Annotated in this window: 15 protein-coding genes; 9 read left to right on the forward strand and 6 right to left on the reverse strand. The window is 46.8% G+C overall.

Annotated features, from left to right (window positions below; genetic code table 11):
* Window positions 1-15 precede the first annotated feature (15 nt).
* The 5 genes from MMOL_RS06585 to MMOL_RS06605 form a co-directional block, all read right to left on the reverse strand.
* Window positions 16-510, reverse strand: a complete 495-nt coding sequence (locus MMOL_RS06585; RefSeq protein ID WP_015832239.1) for an aminoacyl-tRNA deacylase — start codon at window positions 508-510, stop codon at window positions 16-18.
* Window positions 511-580: 70 nt separating this feature from the next.
* Window positions 581-934, reverse strand: a complete 354-nt coding sequence (locus MMOL_RS06590; protein ID WP_015832240.1) for a nucleotide pyrophosphohydrolase — start codon at window positions 932-934, stop codon at window positions 581-583.
* A gap of 9 nt (window positions 935-943) precedes the next feature.
* Window positions 944-2,209 carry a THUMP domain-containing class I SAM-dependent RNA methyltransferase gene (locus MMOL_RS06595; protein ID WP_015832241.1) on the reverse strand — a complete coding sequence of 422 codons (1,266 nt, stop codon included), beginning with the start codon at window positions 2,207-2,209 and terminating at the stop codon, window positions 944-946.
* 3 nt (window positions 2,210-2,212) lie between these two features.
* A complete protein-coding gene (locus tag MMOL_RS06600; protein WP_015832242.1) occupies window positions 2,213-3,019 on the reverse strand; it encodes a polyamine aminopropyltransferase in 807 nt (268 codons plus the stop codon).
* Window positions 3,019-4,926: a ribonuclease catalytic domain-containing protein gene (locus MMOL_RS06605; RefSeq protein WP_015832243.1), complete on the reverse strand. Its 1,908-nt coding sequence runs from the start codon at window positions 4,924-4,926 to the stop codon at window positions 3,019-3,021. Before MMOL_RS06605 ends, MMOL_RS06600 begins: the two co-directional genes overlap by 1 nt.
* A gap of 106 nt (window positions 4,927-5,032) precedes the next feature.
* Here MMOL_RS06605 and MMOL_RS06610 point away from each other — a divergent pair, with 106 nt between their 5' ends.
* From MMOL_RS06610 to MMOL_RS06620, 3 genes are all read left to right on the forward strand, one after another.
* Entirely contained in the window at window positions 5,033-6,619 is a 1,587-nt protein-coding gene (locus MMOL_RS06610) for a protein adenylyltransferase SelO (RefSeq protein WP_015832244.1), read from the forward strand.
* Between the two features lie 27 nt (window positions 6,620-6,646).
* A complete protein-coding gene (locus MMOL_RS06615; protein WP_015832245.1) occupies window positions 6,647-7,123 on the forward strand; it encodes a Fur family transcriptional regulator in 477 nt (158 codons plus the stop codon).
* Between the two features lie 71 nt (window positions 7,124-7,194).
* On the forward strand, window positions 7,195-8,211 hold the full coding sequence (locus MMOL_RS06620; RefSeq protein ID WP_015832246.1) for a CobW family GTP-binding protein: 1,017 nt from the start codon (window positions 7,195-7,197) through the stop codon (window positions 8,209-8,211).
* 52 nt (window positions 8,212-8,263) lie between these two features.
* On the opposite strand, the gene MMOL_RS06625 is transcribed toward MMOL_RS06620, so the two are convergent.
* Window positions 8,264-9,052 (reverse strand): class I SAM-dependent methyltransferase, encoded by a 789-nt coding sequence (locus MMOL_RS06625; protein ID WP_015832247.1) that lies wholly within the window; start codon window positions 9,050-9,052, stop codon window positions 8,264-8,266.
* A 63-nt stretch (window positions 9,053-9,115) separates the two neighbouring features.
* On the opposite strand from MMOL_RS06625, the gene gloB reads away from it, so the two are divergent.
* The 6 genes from gloB to MMOL_RS06655 all read left to right on the forward strand — a co-directional run bounded on the left by gloB (window position 9,116) and on the right by MMOL_RS06655 (window position 16,243).
* Entirely contained in the window at window positions 9,116-9,904 is a 789-nt protein-coding gene (gloB, locus tag MMOL_RS06630) for a hydroxyacylglutathione hydrolase (RefSeq protein ID WP_015832248.1), read from the forward strand.
* A gap of 85 nt (window positions 9,905-9,989) precedes the next feature.
* Window positions 9,990-11,795: a LysM peptidoglycan-binding domain-containing protein gene (locus MMOL_RS06635; protein ID WP_238524360.1), complete on the forward strand. Its 1,806-nt coding sequence runs from the start codon at window positions 9,990-9,992 to the stop codon at window positions 11,793-11,795.
* A gap of 30 nt (window positions 11,796-11,825) precedes the next feature.
* Complete coding sequence (locus tag MMOL_RS06640) at window positions 11,826-13,481, forward strand: peptide-binding protein (protein WP_015832250.1); 1,656 nt, start codon at window positions 11,826-11,828, stop codon at window positions 13,479-13,481.
* Window positions 13,482-13,486: 5 nt separating this feature from the next.
* Window positions 13,487-14,509: an ABC transporter permease gene (locus MMOL_RS06645; RefSeq protein ID WP_015832251.1), complete on the forward strand. Its 1,023-nt coding sequence runs from the start codon at window positions 13,487-13,489 to the stop codon at window positions 14,507-14,509.
* Window positions 14,510-14,534: 25 nt separating this feature from the next.
* The gene (locus MMOL_RS06650) at window positions 14,535-15,359 is read left to right on the forward strand and encodes an ABC transporter permease (RefSeq protein WP_187287241.1); all 825 of its coding nucleotides are present in this window, start codon (window positions 14,535-14,537) and stop codon (window positions 15,357-15,359) included.
* A 98-nt stretch (window positions 15,360-15,457) separates the two neighbouring features.
* Window positions 15,458-16,243: an enoyl-ACP reductase FabI gene (locus tag MMOL_RS06655; protein WP_015832253.1), complete on the forward strand. Its 786-nt coding sequence runs from the start codon at window positions 15,458-15,460 to the stop codon at window positions 16,241-16,243.
* Window positions 16,244-16,286 lie beyond the last annotated feature (43 nt).

Genomic DNA, 16,286 nt, shown 5'->3' on the forward strand with positions numbered 1-16,286 from the left:
AGCTTCTAGGCTAGCTTAAACCTTTACGAACTCACTTTCATCTGCACCAGCTAATAAAGTGAGTAGATCTTTGCATTTAAGTGCGATGGCATAGCCTAACACGCCACTGCCTATCACCACTGTTTCATATTGGCGGACACTTTTATCTACCAAGACACGCACAGTTTCTGGCAGTGCTATCGGCGGCACTGCACCAACCACATAGCCCGTAGCTTCAGGCACTTCGTCATACTCCGCCATGCGTAATTTACGCTCGTTTAGGTGTTTGCGTAATATACCCCAATCGGCACGACCACCGCCTGCTGTCGCGAGTAAAGTGTAACTACCAGAGTCCGCTTTAAACACCACACTGCGTACGACTGCATTTAGGTTTAAGCTTTTGCTAGTGAGTAGTTCCTCTAAGCTGCGAATTGGTTTTTTATCTTCACTTAAGGGGATTTCAATAACGTCAAAAGGAATGGCCTGCTGTTGAAGCAACTGGGTCACTGGAGATTGAATTACATCACTCATCTTTTGCTCCTCACAACAATAACGCTGGCTAATATAGGGCTAACTAGTGTTGGACTAATAGCCTAGTTGGTTATTCGTACGCGCTATATTTAGCGTTACTGCCTTTGCATTTATCTACTGGATATTTTTGCGCGTTTAAGTCTATTTTTTTATTCGCTGCTTCAATTAAATCAATGCCGCAAACTTCGGCAATCCGCAGCAAATAAACCAAAGTATCAGACAGCTCCTGCCCGACTTGCTCTCTAGTCTCTGTATCCAAATTGCGGCTTTCGTCTTCGGTCATCCACTGAAAGTGCTCTACCACCTCGCCCGCCTCTACGATCATGGCCATGGCGAGGTTTTTGGGTGAGTGAAACTGTGCCCAATCACGCTCAGTGACAAAGGCATTAACGCGGGCTATGAGTGCATCCAATGAGTCTGCCATGTGGTTTCCTTATACCTCTGGTTTATCTTTACGATTAGACCCTGCCACCATTTTAATTTCAAACAAGCGGCACTCTAGCGGACCATTAAACAGCGGTGTTTTTTTGCTTGGTGAAAGGCGCATCAGCTTAGGCATGCGTAAATCGTTGGTGAGGAAGTAAGTGTTCCAGCCCGCAAATTTATGTTTAAGCGTTTCGCCCATTTTTGGGTAGAGCAAGGTGAGCACTTCATCTTCACCAATACGCACACCGTAAGGTGGGTTGGCGACTAACACGCCATGATCAACTGGCGGAATTACATTCAGCATATCTACGTGCGATACTTGTACAGCCTCCAACAAACCCGCGGCTTCCAAATTTTGTTTAGTCACGCGTACTGCGCGTAAATCCATATCTGAGCCATAGATTTTTTGAAAACTGACTTTTTTAACTTTGCTCAGCGCTTGGTTTTTAATCTTTTTCCAAGTATCTGATTCAAACGTTTTCAGTTTCTCAAAACCAAATTCACGTTTAATACCTGGCGCCATGTCTAGTGCCACCATAGCGGCTTCTAATAAGAAGGTACCGCTACCGCACATTGGGTCTAACAGCGGTTGCCCTACTTGCCAGCCTGTGAGTTTTAAAATACCAGCGGCCAAGTTCTCACGGAGCGGCGCTTCAATACTGGCACCACGGTTGCCGCGCTGGTATAGCGCTGCGCCTGAGGTATCCACGTAGTATTGATACTCATCAGTAGTGAGGTAGGCATGAATACGCACGCTTGGTGTTTTAGTATCAATGTAAGGGCGGCTACCAACGGCTTGCCTGAATTTATCACACACCGCATCTTTGATTTTTAACGTGGCAAACTCTAAGCTTTTTAACGGGCACTTTACGCCGGTAACTTTCACCATAAAGTCATGCTTTACATCAAACCATTGCGGCCAGTTCATTTTGTAAGCCGCATTGAACAAATCTTCTTCATTCAAATACTTACCGCGACCCACTTGCCACAAAATACGGGTAGCAAGGCGTGAGTGTAAGTTAGCCGCATAGCAAATTGACCAATCCCCATCAAAGCTCACACCACCATCCGTCACATTCACCACTTTTGCGCTGATTTGCTTCAACTCATCTGCCAGTAGCTGCTCTAAACCACGTGGGCAGGTTGCAAAATAGCGGTTAGGTGCTTGTCTACTGGCTTGTGGTGGTCTGCTTTGCTGGCCTTGTGGTGCGCGCTGATTGTGTTGCTCACGCGTATTGTTTTGAACGCGTGGTTTGTTGGTATCAAATGCCATAAATTAACGATCGCTTTTCATAAATATTCGGTTATTACTGCTGTTGTTATTGTCTGCCAGTTTTTCTACAAACTGCATAAATTCAATTTTGTGTGTTTGTTCTAGCGATTTGGCACGCTCACGCAGGCTATTGAGCCTTAAGTCTGCAATGCCTTGCTTAAAGCCAAATACGGCGATATTGCCCGGTTTACCCGTACGCAATATCAATACGCGCTGATTAAAGCTTTGTTCGATTCTGGCCAGATACACATCAAACTTTTTATCACTGCCCCAGAGATTAATCACAAATATGCCTTCCTCTTTTAAGGTATTGGCACATTGGTCAAAAAAGTCCTGGCTGCAAAAATCAGGGGGAATGCCATTGCTATCAAAAGCATCAATAAATAAGACATCAGCAACTTCGGTATGCTCAGCCAAATAAGCCAAGCCATCGCCTTCGATCACTTCAAGTTTTTCGTCATTTTCTGGCACAAAAAACTGATTTTTAGCCACTTGAATGATTCTTGGGTTTATCTCAACGACAGTGCCTTTAATCTCCGGACAATGCGCATACACATATTTGGCAACTGAGCCGCCACCCAAGCCTATTGTCAGCATGTGTTTAATATTGTTGTGAAACAATAAAAAACACATAATGGCGCGCGTGTAAGTGAGCTCAAGTTCAAACGGCTCTCTAATCCGCATCGCGCTTTGTACCGTGGCTGAACCTAAATGCAGCGCACGTACACCATTAATTTCACTGACATCGACAGCTTCATTCAAAGCAGCGTTTGCCAGCCCTCTTAGCATCTTTTTAGCTGCAGTGAACACTAAGCCGCCTCCACTTCGTTAGCCTCATCCTCAGCAGGCATTTCAGTGACAACGGCTTCATTCTCTAACACATGTAGGAACTTAGTTTTCAGCTCCATCATTAGCGTATCCACCTCCTGCACTTGCAGGCTGACACGGGTACCGACCTTTAACTCTGGCAGACCATAAACTTTGGCCATATACGGCAAGTTGTCTAAGCGCACTAGGTTTTCGCGCCATACAGTCGCGTGTACTTCTTGGATATTTTCCTGAATTAGATACTGCAAGCACCAATAGCGCTCCATCCGTATCTGAAACTCACTATACGCCTTATAGGTAAGCTCAAAATTACGCATGTGCGTGGTGAGCGCATCACTATTTTGCGGATAAACCGGTGGCTGATTTTGCACCACGCTGATAATTTGCCTTTGATTGATCAAATCGACCGCACGACGTAATGGTGATGTGCTCCACGAGTATTGTGCAACACCTAAGCCCTGATGCGGCTCAGCTTTGGTGGTCATATACACCTTACCGCCCATTTGCGCGCGGTATAAACCCGGCACTTGGTGGCTAGCTAAGAGCGCACCCCACTGGCCATTGGCTTCAATCATCAACTCCGCCACTAACTTATCCATCGGCGAACCGCGGTGGCGCCCTACTATGCTGACTTTGCCATCATTCACGTAGAAATTGTAATCTACTTGTGGCGGTTTAGTCGGGTCATACTTGCCGCGCGCTTTTTCCAAAGACTCGGCCAAGTTAAATAAAAACAATAACTTAGACCAATACGGGTGACCACTATCTGCCGCCAGCGTTGTTTCATTAAAGTATGGCTCCAGCGCATCATGTCGCAGATTTTCTGCCACCTTAATCAGCTCCACTTTGCTATGGCGCTGAGCAATCGTCAGGTCAGGATTCACGTGCAGATACATCGACAGCACTGGTTTAATCTGCCCCTCATCTAGGCTGAACGGACGTATCGCAGACTCAGGCAACATGGTGATTTTATGACCAGGCATATAGACCGTAGATAAACGGTGCATCGCAGCAAGATCTAAAGGGCTATCCACATTAATGCCTAATGCTGGCGCTGCAATATGGATACCTACGCATATCACACCATCCTCTAGCTCGCGGATGGAGAATGCATCATCAATCTCAGTCGTGGTGCTGTCATCAATACTAAACGCCTCAGCTTCGGCCATAGGTAAATCGAAACTGATATCACTAGACACTGCCGAGATTTGCTCATCCGTAAACGCAGTACCTTTGGCAAAATACTCGCGTAAAAAAGCGCCTAGGTGGTAGTCGTGCACAGAGGGAATCGCGCCACAAGCATGCAACAATTTAAGGTGGCTTAAATGCAAGGCGCCGGCAGCGGTATCTACCACTTTATATTCAAATGCGTTTTTATCAGGCTCGTACAGCAGCATATCGCGCTTTTGCATGATTTCATCTGGCATGGTGAGCGCCTTTAGCTGCTCCACATAGCCTGCCATTTTTTCTGCCAGCAAACGCTTTTTCTCTAGCCCGGCTAATGCTGCTTTTAAAATATCTGCTGGCGCAGCCTTGTAACGGCCTTTGCCTTTGCGGTTAAAGTAAACCGGTGCACTATGCAGGCGAATAGCAACGGCTGCAGCCTCTAGATTTGTAGGTTTTTTACCGTAATATTCTTGTGCAAAATCTTCAAAGTTAAACTCGTCCTCGCCGCAACACTCCCACAGAAAATCAAGCTCAAGCTTATCGGCCTCAGCTTGTGCGGTTTCTAAAAAGCCAGACAATGGCGCGTCAAAGCGTAACAACACATTAGCCGCTTTTATTTTGCTGCGTTTGCCGCTAATTGATTCAATTTGCATCGAGCTTTCAGCCTCGCTCATGATGCTGGCAACCTTAAAGTTACCGTCTTCTTCGTAAAATACGTTCATTCCGTTTTTTCTATTTCCAATATAACCGCAATGATACATGAGCCGGCCTATGATTCACTGCAAAAAATTGTAACTTTAAGTAAGCCAAACCATCTAAAATGCAGGTATGAGAACACTTAATTTTGATAATCGCTTTTACAGAGAACTTCCTGGCGATGCCATCACAGACAACTACACACGCCAGGTAAAAGACGCACTTTGGTCTAGCGTCATGCCCACACCGGTTAAAGCTCCTTCTCTAATGGCTTACTCAAGTGATGTGGCGGAGATGCTGGGGCTTTCAGATGCAGACATGCACGACCCAGACATGGTGAACGCTTTAGGTGGCAATCAACTACTGCCGGGTATGCAGCCTTACGCGACCTGCTATGGCGGCCATCAGTTTGGTAATTGGGCAGGCCAATTAGGTGATGGCCGAGCCATTTACCTAGGCGAACTGGTACACAACAACCAGCGCTTTGAATTGCAGCTTAAAGGCGCTGGCGAGACCCCCTACTCGCGCCGTGCCGATGGGCGTGCGGTCTTACGCTCATCATTACGTGAGTTTTTATGCAGTGAAGCGATGTACTACTTAGGCGTACCCACCACTCGCGCGCTAAGCTTAGTTTGCACCGGCGACCAAGTAGTACGTGACATGTTTTACGACGGCAACCCACAAATGGAACAAGGCGCAATTGTATGCCGTGTGGCACCTTCGTTTACGCGCTTTGGACATTTTGAGCTACTAGCCAGCCGTGGCAACCTAGCACTTTTAAAACAAATGATTGGTTTTACGATAGACCGCGACTTTAGCGACTGGCTTCAACAACAAAACCATACCTTATCCAAAGACGAACCCTCTACAGCACTGATTGAAGCATGGTTTACCGAGATTTGCGAACGCACAGCACGCATGATCGCCCACTGGATGCGCGTCGGCTTTGTACATGGCGTGATGAACACAGACAATATGTCGATTATCGGCCTCACCATTGATTATGGCCCTTATGGCTGGGTAGATAATTTTGACCCAGGCTGGACCCCAAACACTACCGACGCACAAGGCAGGCGCTACTGCTTCGGCAGGCAGCATGATATTGGGCGCTGGAATCTGGAACGTCTTGCTGATGCACTATCCACTATTTTGCCAGATGCTGTTGGCTTAAATCACGCTTTAGACCAGTATGAAACCGTTTACACGCAAAGCCTCATTGATGCACTTGTAGGCAAGTTTGGCTTAGACACATGGCAAGATGACGATGGTGAATTAATTAACCGCTGCTTTGAGCTGATGACCCGTGCCGAAGTGGACATGACATTATTCTTCACCCATTTATCACATATCAATTTAGCCTCACCTAATATCGCAGATTTAAAAATCGCGTTTTACACCGAGCAAGGTTACACCAATTTCGAGAGCGACTTTAACGCTTGGCTAGCCCAGTATGCCAAGCGCATATTGCAAAGCACAGAATCAATTGCTGCTAGGCAGGCACGCATGGCTAGCCATAATCCGCGTTATGTTTTGCGTAATTACTTAGCTCAAGAAGCGATTGATTTAGCAGAGCAAGGTGACTCCAGCATGATTGAAACCCTGCTTAAGTTATTAAAAAACCCATACACCCAACAAGCGGGCATGGAGAAATTTGAAGATAAACGCCCAGACTGGGCAAGGCATAAGGCGGGTTGCTCCATGCTCTCGTGTAGTTCATAATCCGCCCCTAATTCATCATAGTTACTTATGAACACACAACAAATTTTTATTGATGCTGGCCTGCGCCCTACCAAAGCACGCCTTGCCGTTTTAACTGTGCTAATCAGCACGCGCAACGCGCTCAGCCACTCTGAAATTTTAGAGCAAATGGCCAGCCAAAAAGAGTTTGACCGTGTCACCATCTATCGCGTGCTCGATTGGCTCACCGAGCATCATCTGATCCATAAAATTTCAGGTGAAAATCGCGCATGGAAATTCCAGTACTCACGCAACACCTATACACATAGTAAAGGTAGCGAAGCAAGCACTGACCAAAAACAGTTATTGCCTAATGCACACCAGCATGCCCATTTGCACTGCACAGCCTGCGGTGCAGTAACATGCATACATGAAGTAAAACCGCAGTTTCCGGAACAGGTGCTCAAGCTTTACCATGTGGAATCGATTGACATTAATATCAAAGGCTTGTGCCAACACTGCAATACGTCCACACAGACACACTGATTTGCAAACTGAAGCAACGCTTAATCAACTCGAACACCAGATTAACCCAACATTAAGACCAATCTCAAACTATGGATAAACGCATCCCCGTTACGCTGCTCACAGGCTTTTTAGGTTCAGGCAAAACCACTTTACTTAACAAACTGCTAAGTGACGCCAAAATGCATGATTCAGCCGTCATCATCAACGAACTCGGCGAAACAGGCTTGGACCATATTTTAGCCATGCAGGTAGATAGTGAACATATTGCAGACAATACAGTGCTATTAAACTCAGGCTGCATCTGCTGTAGCCTAAAAAATGAGCTGGCAGACACGATGCGCGATTTATTCTTTAAGCGCGCGCTACAGGCGATTCCGCAATTTAATCGCTTAGTGATAGAAACCACCGGCATGGCTGACCCTGGCCCGATTTTAGGCAATTTAATGAATGAGCCAGTGATTGAGTCAACCTTCAGGTTAGATGCAGTTGTGGTCACCATTGACAGCGTTTATGGCTTAACACAATTGGAGAGCAATCCCGAGGCACTCAAGCAGGCAGCGGTGGCCGATGTATTACTGCTCACCAAAACCGACATCGCAAGCCCAGAGACAACACAGGCGCTGCAGGAAAAACTCGCAGAAATTAACCCAGGAGCCACCCAGCATTTGATTCAGCATGGTGAAATCAACCCGGATAGCATTATTGATGTTGGCTTATTTGACCCTACCGGCAAAACGGCAACGCCTCAGCGCTGGCTACGCACACCAGGCAAAGCTAGCACGCCTAAAGGTACGTTACCGCAAAAACCACATCAGGATGGCATCACCAGCTTTACCGTCACCATGCCCAAGCCACTCAACTGGCGCGATTTGAAACCTGTGATTTTGAAGCTATGCCAAACCCATGGCGCAAAACTATTGCGCCTAAAAGGCATTATTCACGCAGAAGACCAGCCGGCACCGCTCGCTATTCATGCTGTGCACTTTACCCCTTACCCGCCAACGCTGCTTGAGGGCTGGGATGAAGAAGAAGCCATGTCGCGCATCGTGATTATTGGTAAAGATATTGATGAAGCTGAAATCAGAAAAGCATTGATGCAGATTTAGCCAACAGCAACTGAGCACGCTGATAGCGAGCACAAAGGCCTTACAACATAAATCACTCGGCACGCTCACGCTGACTTGGCTTGCGTTGTGTAGGCCGCACCACTAGTGGGGATGTAACAGGCTGCGCTTTCCAGCTAGGCTTCAGGGGGGTCATGCCTACCACGCGTTTTTTGGCCACAATAAAATACACCCCGCCGATAGCCGATAGCCATTTTGCGCCCAGCTTACCCATAAAACCAAAACGGCGATGCCAGGATTCCTGTTCAAACGGCGGAATATGGCAGCACATTTGCACGGAAACCACTTCAAAACCCAGCAAAGCCAGCCAATCCTTCAGGCGGCCTAAGCCGATAAAACTACCTGTCCACGGAAAAGATTTCGCAGCAGCATCATTGCTGTGCAGTAAGTTTCTCAGAAATAACGCCATACCCCACAAGCTCAAGGGATTAAAGCCGGAGATCAATAAATGCCCTTCCGGCATCATTACACGCTCTGCCTCACGTAGGGTTTGGTGGGGACGTTCACTAAACTCAAGCCGATGTGGCAAAATCAACAAGTCTAGGCTTGCGTCTGCAATAGGCAAAAAGTCATCACAGCAGTACAAATGTGGGAACTCTGCCACGTTAGCGTACTCTGTAGAGCTGTAACGGTGTGCAATGCGTGAATTACGCAGCAAGTCCATTTGCAAACAGCCAATTTGCAATGCATTAAACCCAAACAAATCGACCACAGCCTGATCGTACAGCACTTGCTCCTCTTGTCGTAAGTAACGACCTAGTGCGGAATTTAGCCATTGATGCTCTGGATGCTGCGACGCTGTTGTATTCAATAGCTGGCTCATAGCGTTGATATCACTTTAAATTGAATTAAAATAAACTTTGTCAGGCAATATACTTAGAAACAGATGATAGACGATATGCAACATCCCGTACAAATTATTCCAATTCCGGCGTTTAACGACAATTACCTGTGGTTGATTCATAACCAGCGCAAGGCAATTGTGGTAGACCCAGGCGATGCTGCGCCTGTGATTAATACGCTAAAAAAACTTAATCTGGATTTACAAACCATCTTAATTACCCACCATCACCAAGACCATATCGGTGGAGTGGAGTTATTACTAAGAACATATCCGAATGCAGAAGTTTTTGCCCCTAAATTGGAACACTACCCATTTAAGCACACTCCGGTGGGCGAACCACAGCAGGTGTATCTGGGTGACTGGGTCAGTAGCGCCAAAGTGATAGACGTACCAGGGCATACGCTTGGACATATTGCTTATTACATTGAGCATGACGCACAACAGTGGCTATTTTGCGGTGACACTATGTTTGGCGCCGGTTGCGGCAGATTGTTTGAAGGCACACCGGCGCAAATGCAGGCATCTCTGCAAAAGCTTACAGCCCTGCCTGCCAGCACCCAAGTGTACTGCACACATGAATACACATTGCATAACATCAGCTTTGCACTCACGCTTGAGCCTGGCAACGCGTCACTAATCAAGCGCCAGCAGGATGCGAAAGCACGCATTACCTCTGGTCAGCCTACGCTCCCATCTAATCTTGCCTTAGAACTTGCAACCAATCCATTTCTGCGTTGCCATATGCCTGAAATTCAAGCATCCCTGCATACAGAAAACACTAATTTACTACAAACATTCAGCGCAATGAGAGGGCTTAGAAACTCATATTAATCATGAAGATAGGCAATATTTATAAAGTAATTTACGGTGATTTTAACTTGACTTACCGAACGCACGTTCGTTACTATGTTGCATTATGATGAACAAGAGCGTTTCTATGGGTATTCAATTTTTCTTACGCATTGGTCAATCCATCCAAACCCCTGCCCAAAACACTGTTAATTTCGTGCGCACATTTCATGCCACACTGTTCATCAGCTTAGCCTCTGCAGGTGTATTGTTCAGCCCTGCATTACAGGCAGAAACCAACACCATTTCCAACGTAGCTGGCGATGAGATTATTATCTTCTCAGACGACTCGTTTAAACCAGCCATCCGTGATTTAGGCAGCAAACCGGAAGCGAGCAAAGATCTGCAAAGCCAGAAAAGCACTCGTGGCGGGCGCCTGGCCGATAGCTTTGAAATCAATATCAAAGATAACAAAACCAACGCTGGTAGCGAAACCAACACAGCCAATTCAGACCAGTCTAACCCACAGCATGATGACCTGTGGCAACGCATTAAAAACGGCTACGCGATGCCGGAGTCAACCTCCGCACTCACCACCAAACATGAAGAGTGGTACAGCTCACGCCCAGACTATGTGCAACGCATGGTAGAACGTAGCCAGCGCTATCTATTTCATATCGTTGAAGAAGTTGAAAAACGCGGCATGCCAACCGAAATCGCGCTATTACCAATGATTGAAAGCGCATACAACCCTAAGGCTTATTCCAAAAGCAGTGCATCCGGCATCTGGCAATTTATTCCATCTACCGGTAAACATTTTGGCTTAAAACAAAACTGGTGGGTAGATAATAGACGCAACATCACCATGGCAACCGACGCCGCGCTGACTTACCTGCAGAAATTGCACGCCATGTTTGGCGCGTGGGATTTAGCATTGGCTGCTTACAATGCCGGTGAAGGCACCGTAGGTCGCGCCATCGAGCGTAATCGTAAACTCGGCTTGCCGACAGACTACGAAAGCCTCAACTTATCAGATGAAACCAAGAACTACGTACCTAAATTACAGGCAGTAAAGAACCTGATGACCGACCCTGGCAATTATGGGTTAAAAATACCGACCATCGCCAACACACCCTACTTTGCCAAAGTGAGCGCACCGGCACGTATTGATACGCACTTGGTTGCAAAACTGGCAGAGATTAACCATGAAGAGTTTCTGGCGCTTAATCCAAGCTATGACCGCCCACTCATTAATAGCGATAACGGCAATCTTGAACTATTGCTGCCTATCATGGCGGCACAGACTTTTAGAACCAACTTGGCTAACTATGAAAAGCCGCTAGTGAACTGGCAAACTTACCAGGCAAAGCGCGGCGAGAGCATGGATAAAATCGCCAACAAGTTCGGGATGAATCTAGCGCAACTCAGAGACGTCAATGATTTGTCTGCGCAAGCCAAAATGAAAAAGAGCACCACCATCTTGGTACCTAAAGCGGATGGCAATGACGATGCACCACTCACGGTGATTGAAGAGCCAGCAGTAGAAAAAGAAACTGCGCCGCAAGAGCAAACCATCACGCACAAGGTGAAAAAAGGTGAAGTGATGCAATCTATCGCCAAGTATTACGGCGTGAGTGTTAAACAAATATTGGCGGCCAATGCGCTGCGTAATGGCAAATTAAAAACTGGCCAAATCTTAAACATCAATGTTTCTAGCGCAAAAGAGGCAGCTGACGCTAAAAAATCTGCAAACAAGAGCAAGCCGCTAGATAAGAGCAAATCTGTAGAGAAGAAGCAAACTTATATCGTGAAACGTGGTGATACCCTACACAGCATTGCAGATAAATTTGATGTAGCGGTGGTAGACCTAAAACGCTGGAACAAAAAGTCATCCGCCCATATTAAACCTGGTGCCAAACTGATCATTCAATAACTGCATAACGTTTAAGCTATCATACTGCCGATGCCCCCACTCTTTCGTTTACAAACTGCAATCAGCCTGTCACTCACCTTGCTTATTGCTGGGTGTGGTGCGCCGGCAGACCAAGCCAACCAGATTGATTACAACGTCAGCTCTCCTAAAGAATCAGGCGGCACATTAATTAATGCCATGACCGGTGAGCCTAGTGGCTTGATCTCAATGATTGCCGGGGAGTCAGCATCTTCTGCCATCAGCAGCAACATTTTCAATAGTTTGCTCAAGTACGACAAGAACTTGGAACTAGAGGGTGATTTAACCCAAAGCTGGCAAATTTCCGCCGACCAAAAAACCATTACTTTCAAGCTTAAATCCAATCTGAAATGGGCAGACAATCAGCCACTCACCAGCGCAGATGTACTATTTACATGGCAAGCGGTAACCAATGAAAAAAATGCCAGCCCCTATGCTTCAGATTTCTTACTGGTAAAAAAAGCAGAAACGCCGGACCCGCAGACCTTTCGCGTCACTTACGAGCAAGCCTATGCACCAGCCTTAGATAGCTGGGCAGGCCTGCAAATACTGCCAAAACACTTGCTTGCAGGCAAAGACCTGCACACTACCGCGTTCGCGCGCAACCCGGTAGGCAGTCACTATTACAAATTGGATAGCTGGAAGCACGGTGAACACCTGATACTCTCCAGAAACGCAAACTCCGTGCTGGGCCAAGCGCAAATCGACCGCCTGATTACACGCATCATTCCTGATAACTCTGCACAGTTTTTAGAGTTAATGGCGGATAATATCGACCTCATGGGTTTAGACCCGATTAAATATTCGCGCATCATCCCTGCTCGTCCTGAATTACTCAAAAAACTCGCCCTGTATAAAGAGCTGGGCAACAGCTACACCTATATGGGGTTTAACCTCAAACACAAACCATTTGACGACGTGCGCGTACGCCGTGCCATCAACTATGCTATCGACAAGCAAGAAATCATAGACGGTGTTTATCTAGGCCTAGGCATTAACATCGCCTCCCCATACAAGCCCGGCACGCGTTGGAGCAACCCTAGCCTCAAACCTTACCCTTATGATCCAGCTAAAGCACGCGCCTTACTCAAAGAAGCAGGCTTTAGCGACAGCAATGGCGACGGCATCCTGGAACGTGATGGCAAACCATTCAGTTTTGAAATCATCACCAACCAAAACAAAGAGCGTGAAAAATCTGCCGTGCTGATTCAACGCAGGCTGAAAGAAGTGGGGATTGATGTCAAAATCCGCGCTATTGAATGGGCAAGCTTTATCAGTCGCTTTATCAAAACCGGTGACTTTGATGTGGTCGTCTTAGGTTGGGGCTTGGGCTTAGACCCTGATCAATACAATATCTGGCATTCCAGCCAGCAGGCGCCAGGCCAGTTTAACTTTATTGGCTACAACAACCCTAAAGTGGATGCACTACTAGAACAAGGGCGCTTAGAACTCAACCCTGATAAACGCATGGAAATTTATCACAAGTTCGCAGAAATATTGCTGGAAGACAGCCCTATCATCTACCTCTCTGCTGGCTACGGCTTGACTGCTATCCATAAACGCGTCAAAGGCATTGATGACCCCGCACCACCGGCTGGTATAGGCCACAACTCACAAGATTGGTATATTCCACAATCATTAAGAAGAAATGAAATTAGCACTCAATAACTATTATGTTTAAATATCTAGTCAAACGTGTGTTGTGGATGATACCGATGCTGATAGGCATCAGCCTGATCTCATTTTTTATCATGCATCTGGCGCCTGGTGACATTACTAATAATGAAGCCGCGTTCAACCCCAAAGCGAGCGAAGAGTCCAGGCAAAAACTACGTGAGATGTATCATTTAGATAAGCCCGTCATCGTGCAGTATGGCTTATGGTTAAAGCGCATGGCCACATTAGATTTTGGCAATTCGTTTGCATCTCACCAGAAACCGGTGTTTTGGCAAACTGTAGATGCAGATGGCAACGTGACCGAAGGCATGATTCAGCAGGCCCTACCTATTACCCTGATGATCAACCTGCTCGGGCTAGGTATTACCTTACTTTTGGCCATACCGCTGGGCATTATTGCCGCGCGTAAATATCAAGGCTGGCAGGACAGATCTATCACCCTTTTTAACTTTATCGGTTTTTCTATCCCTAGCTTCTGGCTATCGTTACTGCTTATGTACTGGTTAGGCGTGGTGCACAACTGGTTTCCTATTTCAGGGTTACACAGCCTCAATTATGAGTCGATGGACACTTGGCACAAAATCAAAGACTCATTCAGCCACTTATGGCTGCCCGTTGTGATACCGTCTATCACAGGGTTAGCAGGCATTACCCTGTTTGTAAAAAACGGTATGCTAGACGTACTGCAGCAAGACTACATCACCACCGCACGCGCCAAAGGTCTAGGTGAGCGCAAAGTGGTATACACGCACGCCTTACGTAACGCGCTGTTGCCGCTGATTACCATTGTAGGCTTATCCATCCCCGGCCTGATCGGCGGTTCAGTCATTGCAGAAACCATTTTTGCCATTCCGGGCATGGGTAAATTATTTTACGATGCAGTCCTGATGCGTGATTTCCCGGTGGTGATGGGCATATTGACCATAGGCTCAGCATTAACGCTTATCGGAAACTTGCTGGCCGATGTTGCATACGCATGGGCAGACCCGCGTGTACGTCGTGGCGTGGCAAGGACATAAGCCAATGAATATGCAGACTAGCCTGATGAAAAAAGCATTAGCCAACCCACTCTCACTAGCGGGCTTCATTATTATTATGTGCGTGTTCGTATTATCCATGCTCGCCCCCGTCATGGCACCCTACGACCCTAACTATATTGATGTGAAAGCCATCTTATTACAGCCCTCTATGCAGCACTGGATGGGTACAGATGGATTAGGACGCGACGTTCTGAGCCGCATGCTTTACGGCGGCCGTATCTCATTGCTGGTGGGACTGGTAGCTGTCGGCATATCCACCGCCATTGGCATATTACTTGGTGCACTTGCTGGCTTCTACCGCGGCTGGGTAGATACACTCATCATGCGCATCGTAGACGTCATGCTCTCTATCCCCAGCTTCTTTCTGATACTGGCGGTCATTGCATTCTTAACGCCCTCTATCATTAACATCATGATTGTGATCGGTCTCACCTCATGGATGGGGGTGACCAGACTGGTACGTGCGGAGTTCTTAAGCTTGAATGAACGTGAATTTGTCATGGCTTCACGTACTTTAGGTGCAAAAAACGCAAGGCTAATCTTCACTCACTTATTGCCTAATAGCCTGACCCCTATCATTGTCAGCGCAGTATTAGGCGTAGCTGGTGCCGTCCTCATGGAGTCAGGCCTCAGCTTTTTAGGCTTAGGTGTGCAAGCGCCGCAAGCATCATGGGGCAATATTCTCACCGATGGCAAAGAATACATACAGTTTGCATGGTGGCTATCCTTGTTTCCAGGATTAGCGATTTTAATTACCGTGTTAGGTTATAATCTGCTCGGTGAGGGTTTGCGTGATGCACTAGACCCACGAAGTGGAAGTAATCGTTAGTTCCACACGTCTATCGAATCTACATGATCACGCAGCTATCGAGTTTAGCGGACGCTAAACCACCCCTTCCTCTAATGACAAGTAAATAGGAAATAACTATGGGATTCTTAGCTGGTAAAAAAGTACTCATCGCGGGCTTATTAAGTAACCGCTCAATCGCTTACGGCATTGCTGCAGCAATGAAACGAGAAGGCGCTGAACTTGCTTTCACTTATCAAGTGGACAAACATGAAAAACGCGTTGCAGACTTAGCCGCAGATTTTGACTCAAAAATTGTGTTGCCATGTGATGTTGCAGAAGATGCACAAATAGACGCACTGTTCCCTGCACTAGCCAAACACTGGGATGGCTTAGATTCATTGGTACACTCTGTTGCATTTGTACCTAAAGTCGCACTTGCTGGTGACTACTTGGAAGCTGTTGACCGCGAGTACTTCCGCATTGCGCACGACATTAGCTCTTACAGTTTTTCTGCACTAGCTAAAGCCGCTTACCCAATGATGGAAGGCCGTAAAGGCAGTTTATTAACATTGAGCTATCTTGGCGCAGAGCGCACCATGCCTAACTACAACGTAATGGGCTTGGCTAAAGCGAGTTTAGAAGCGAATGTACGCTATTTAGCACAAAGCCTAGGCCCACGTGGCATCCGTGTAAATGCAGTGTCTGCAGGCCCGATTAAAACGCTTGCAGCGTCTGGTATTGCAGACTTTGACAAGATGATTGGCTTTAACGAGAAACACGCAGCATTACGCAGAAACGTTACTATCGAAGAAGTAGGTAACGCGTCAGCTTTCTTATGCAGCGATCTAGCTTCTGGTATCACTGGCGAAATCACCTATGTAGACGGCGGCATGAACATCACTGCTGCTGGCAGCATTGATTAAGTAATAAGAGATTCACGCTCAACAAAAAAGGCACCTAGGTGCC

Source organism: Methylotenera mobilis JLW8, assembly GCF_000023705.1.
Classification (GTDB): domain Bacteria; phylum Pseudomonadota; class Gammaproteobacteria; order Burkholderiales; family Methylophilaceae; genus Methylotenera; species Methylotenera mobilis.

Coding starts and splice junctions, on each gene's coding strand:
- MMOL_RS06650 (WP_187287241.1), top strand. CDS start 14,535: ATGAAAAAAGCATTAGCCAACCCACTCTCACTAGCGGGCTTCATTATT.
- MMOL_RS06585 (WP_015832239.1), bottom strand. CDS start 510: ATGAGTGATGTAATTCAATCTCCAGTGACCCAGTTGCTTCAACAGCAG.
- MMOL_RS06655 (WP_015832253.1), top strand. CDS start 15,458: ATGGGATTCTTAGCTGGTAAAAAAGTACTCATCGCGGGCTTATTAAGT.
- MMOL_RS06595 (WP_015832241.1), bottom strand. CDS start 2,209: ATGGCATTTGATACCAACAAACCACGCGTTCAAAACAATACGCGTGAG.
- MMOL_RS06590 (WP_015832240.1), bottom strand. CDS start 934: ATGGCAGACTCATTGGATGCACTCATAGCCCGCGTTAATGCCTTTGTC.
- MMOL_RS06645 (WP_015832251.1), top strand. CDS start 13,487: ATGTTTAAATATCTAGTCAAACGTGTGTTGTGGATGATACCGATGCTG.
- MMOL_RS06610 (WP_015832244.1), top strand. CDS start 5,033: ATGAGAACACTTAATTTTGATAATCGCTTTTACAGAGAACTTCCTGGC.
- MMOL_RS06620 (WP_015832246.1), top strand. CDS start 7,195: ATGGATAAACGCATCCCCGTTACGCTGCTCACAGGCTTTTTAGGTTCA.
- MMOL_RS06605 (WP_015832243.1), bottom strand. CDS start 4,926: ATGAACGTATTTTACGAAGAAGACGGTAACTTTAAGGTTGCCAGCATC.
- MMOL_RS06640 (WP_015832250.1), top strand. CDS start 11,826: ATGCCCCCACTCTTTCGTTTACAAACTGCAATCAGCCTGTCACTCACC.
- MMOL_RS06625 (WP_015832247.1), bottom strand. CDS start 9,052: ATGAGCCAGCTATTGAATACAACAGCGTCGCAGCATCCAGAGCATCAA.
- MMOL_RS06635 (WP_238524360.1), top strand. CDS start 9,990: ATGATGAACAAGAGCGTTTCTATGGGTATTCAATTTTTCTTACGCATT.
- MMOL_RS06615 (WP_015832245.1), top strand. CDS start 6,647: ATGAACACACAACAAATTTTTATTGATGCTGGCCTGCGCCCTACCAAA.
- gloB (WP_015832248.1), top strand. CDS start 9,116: ATGATAGACGATATGCAACATCCCGTACAAATTATTCCAATTCCGGCG.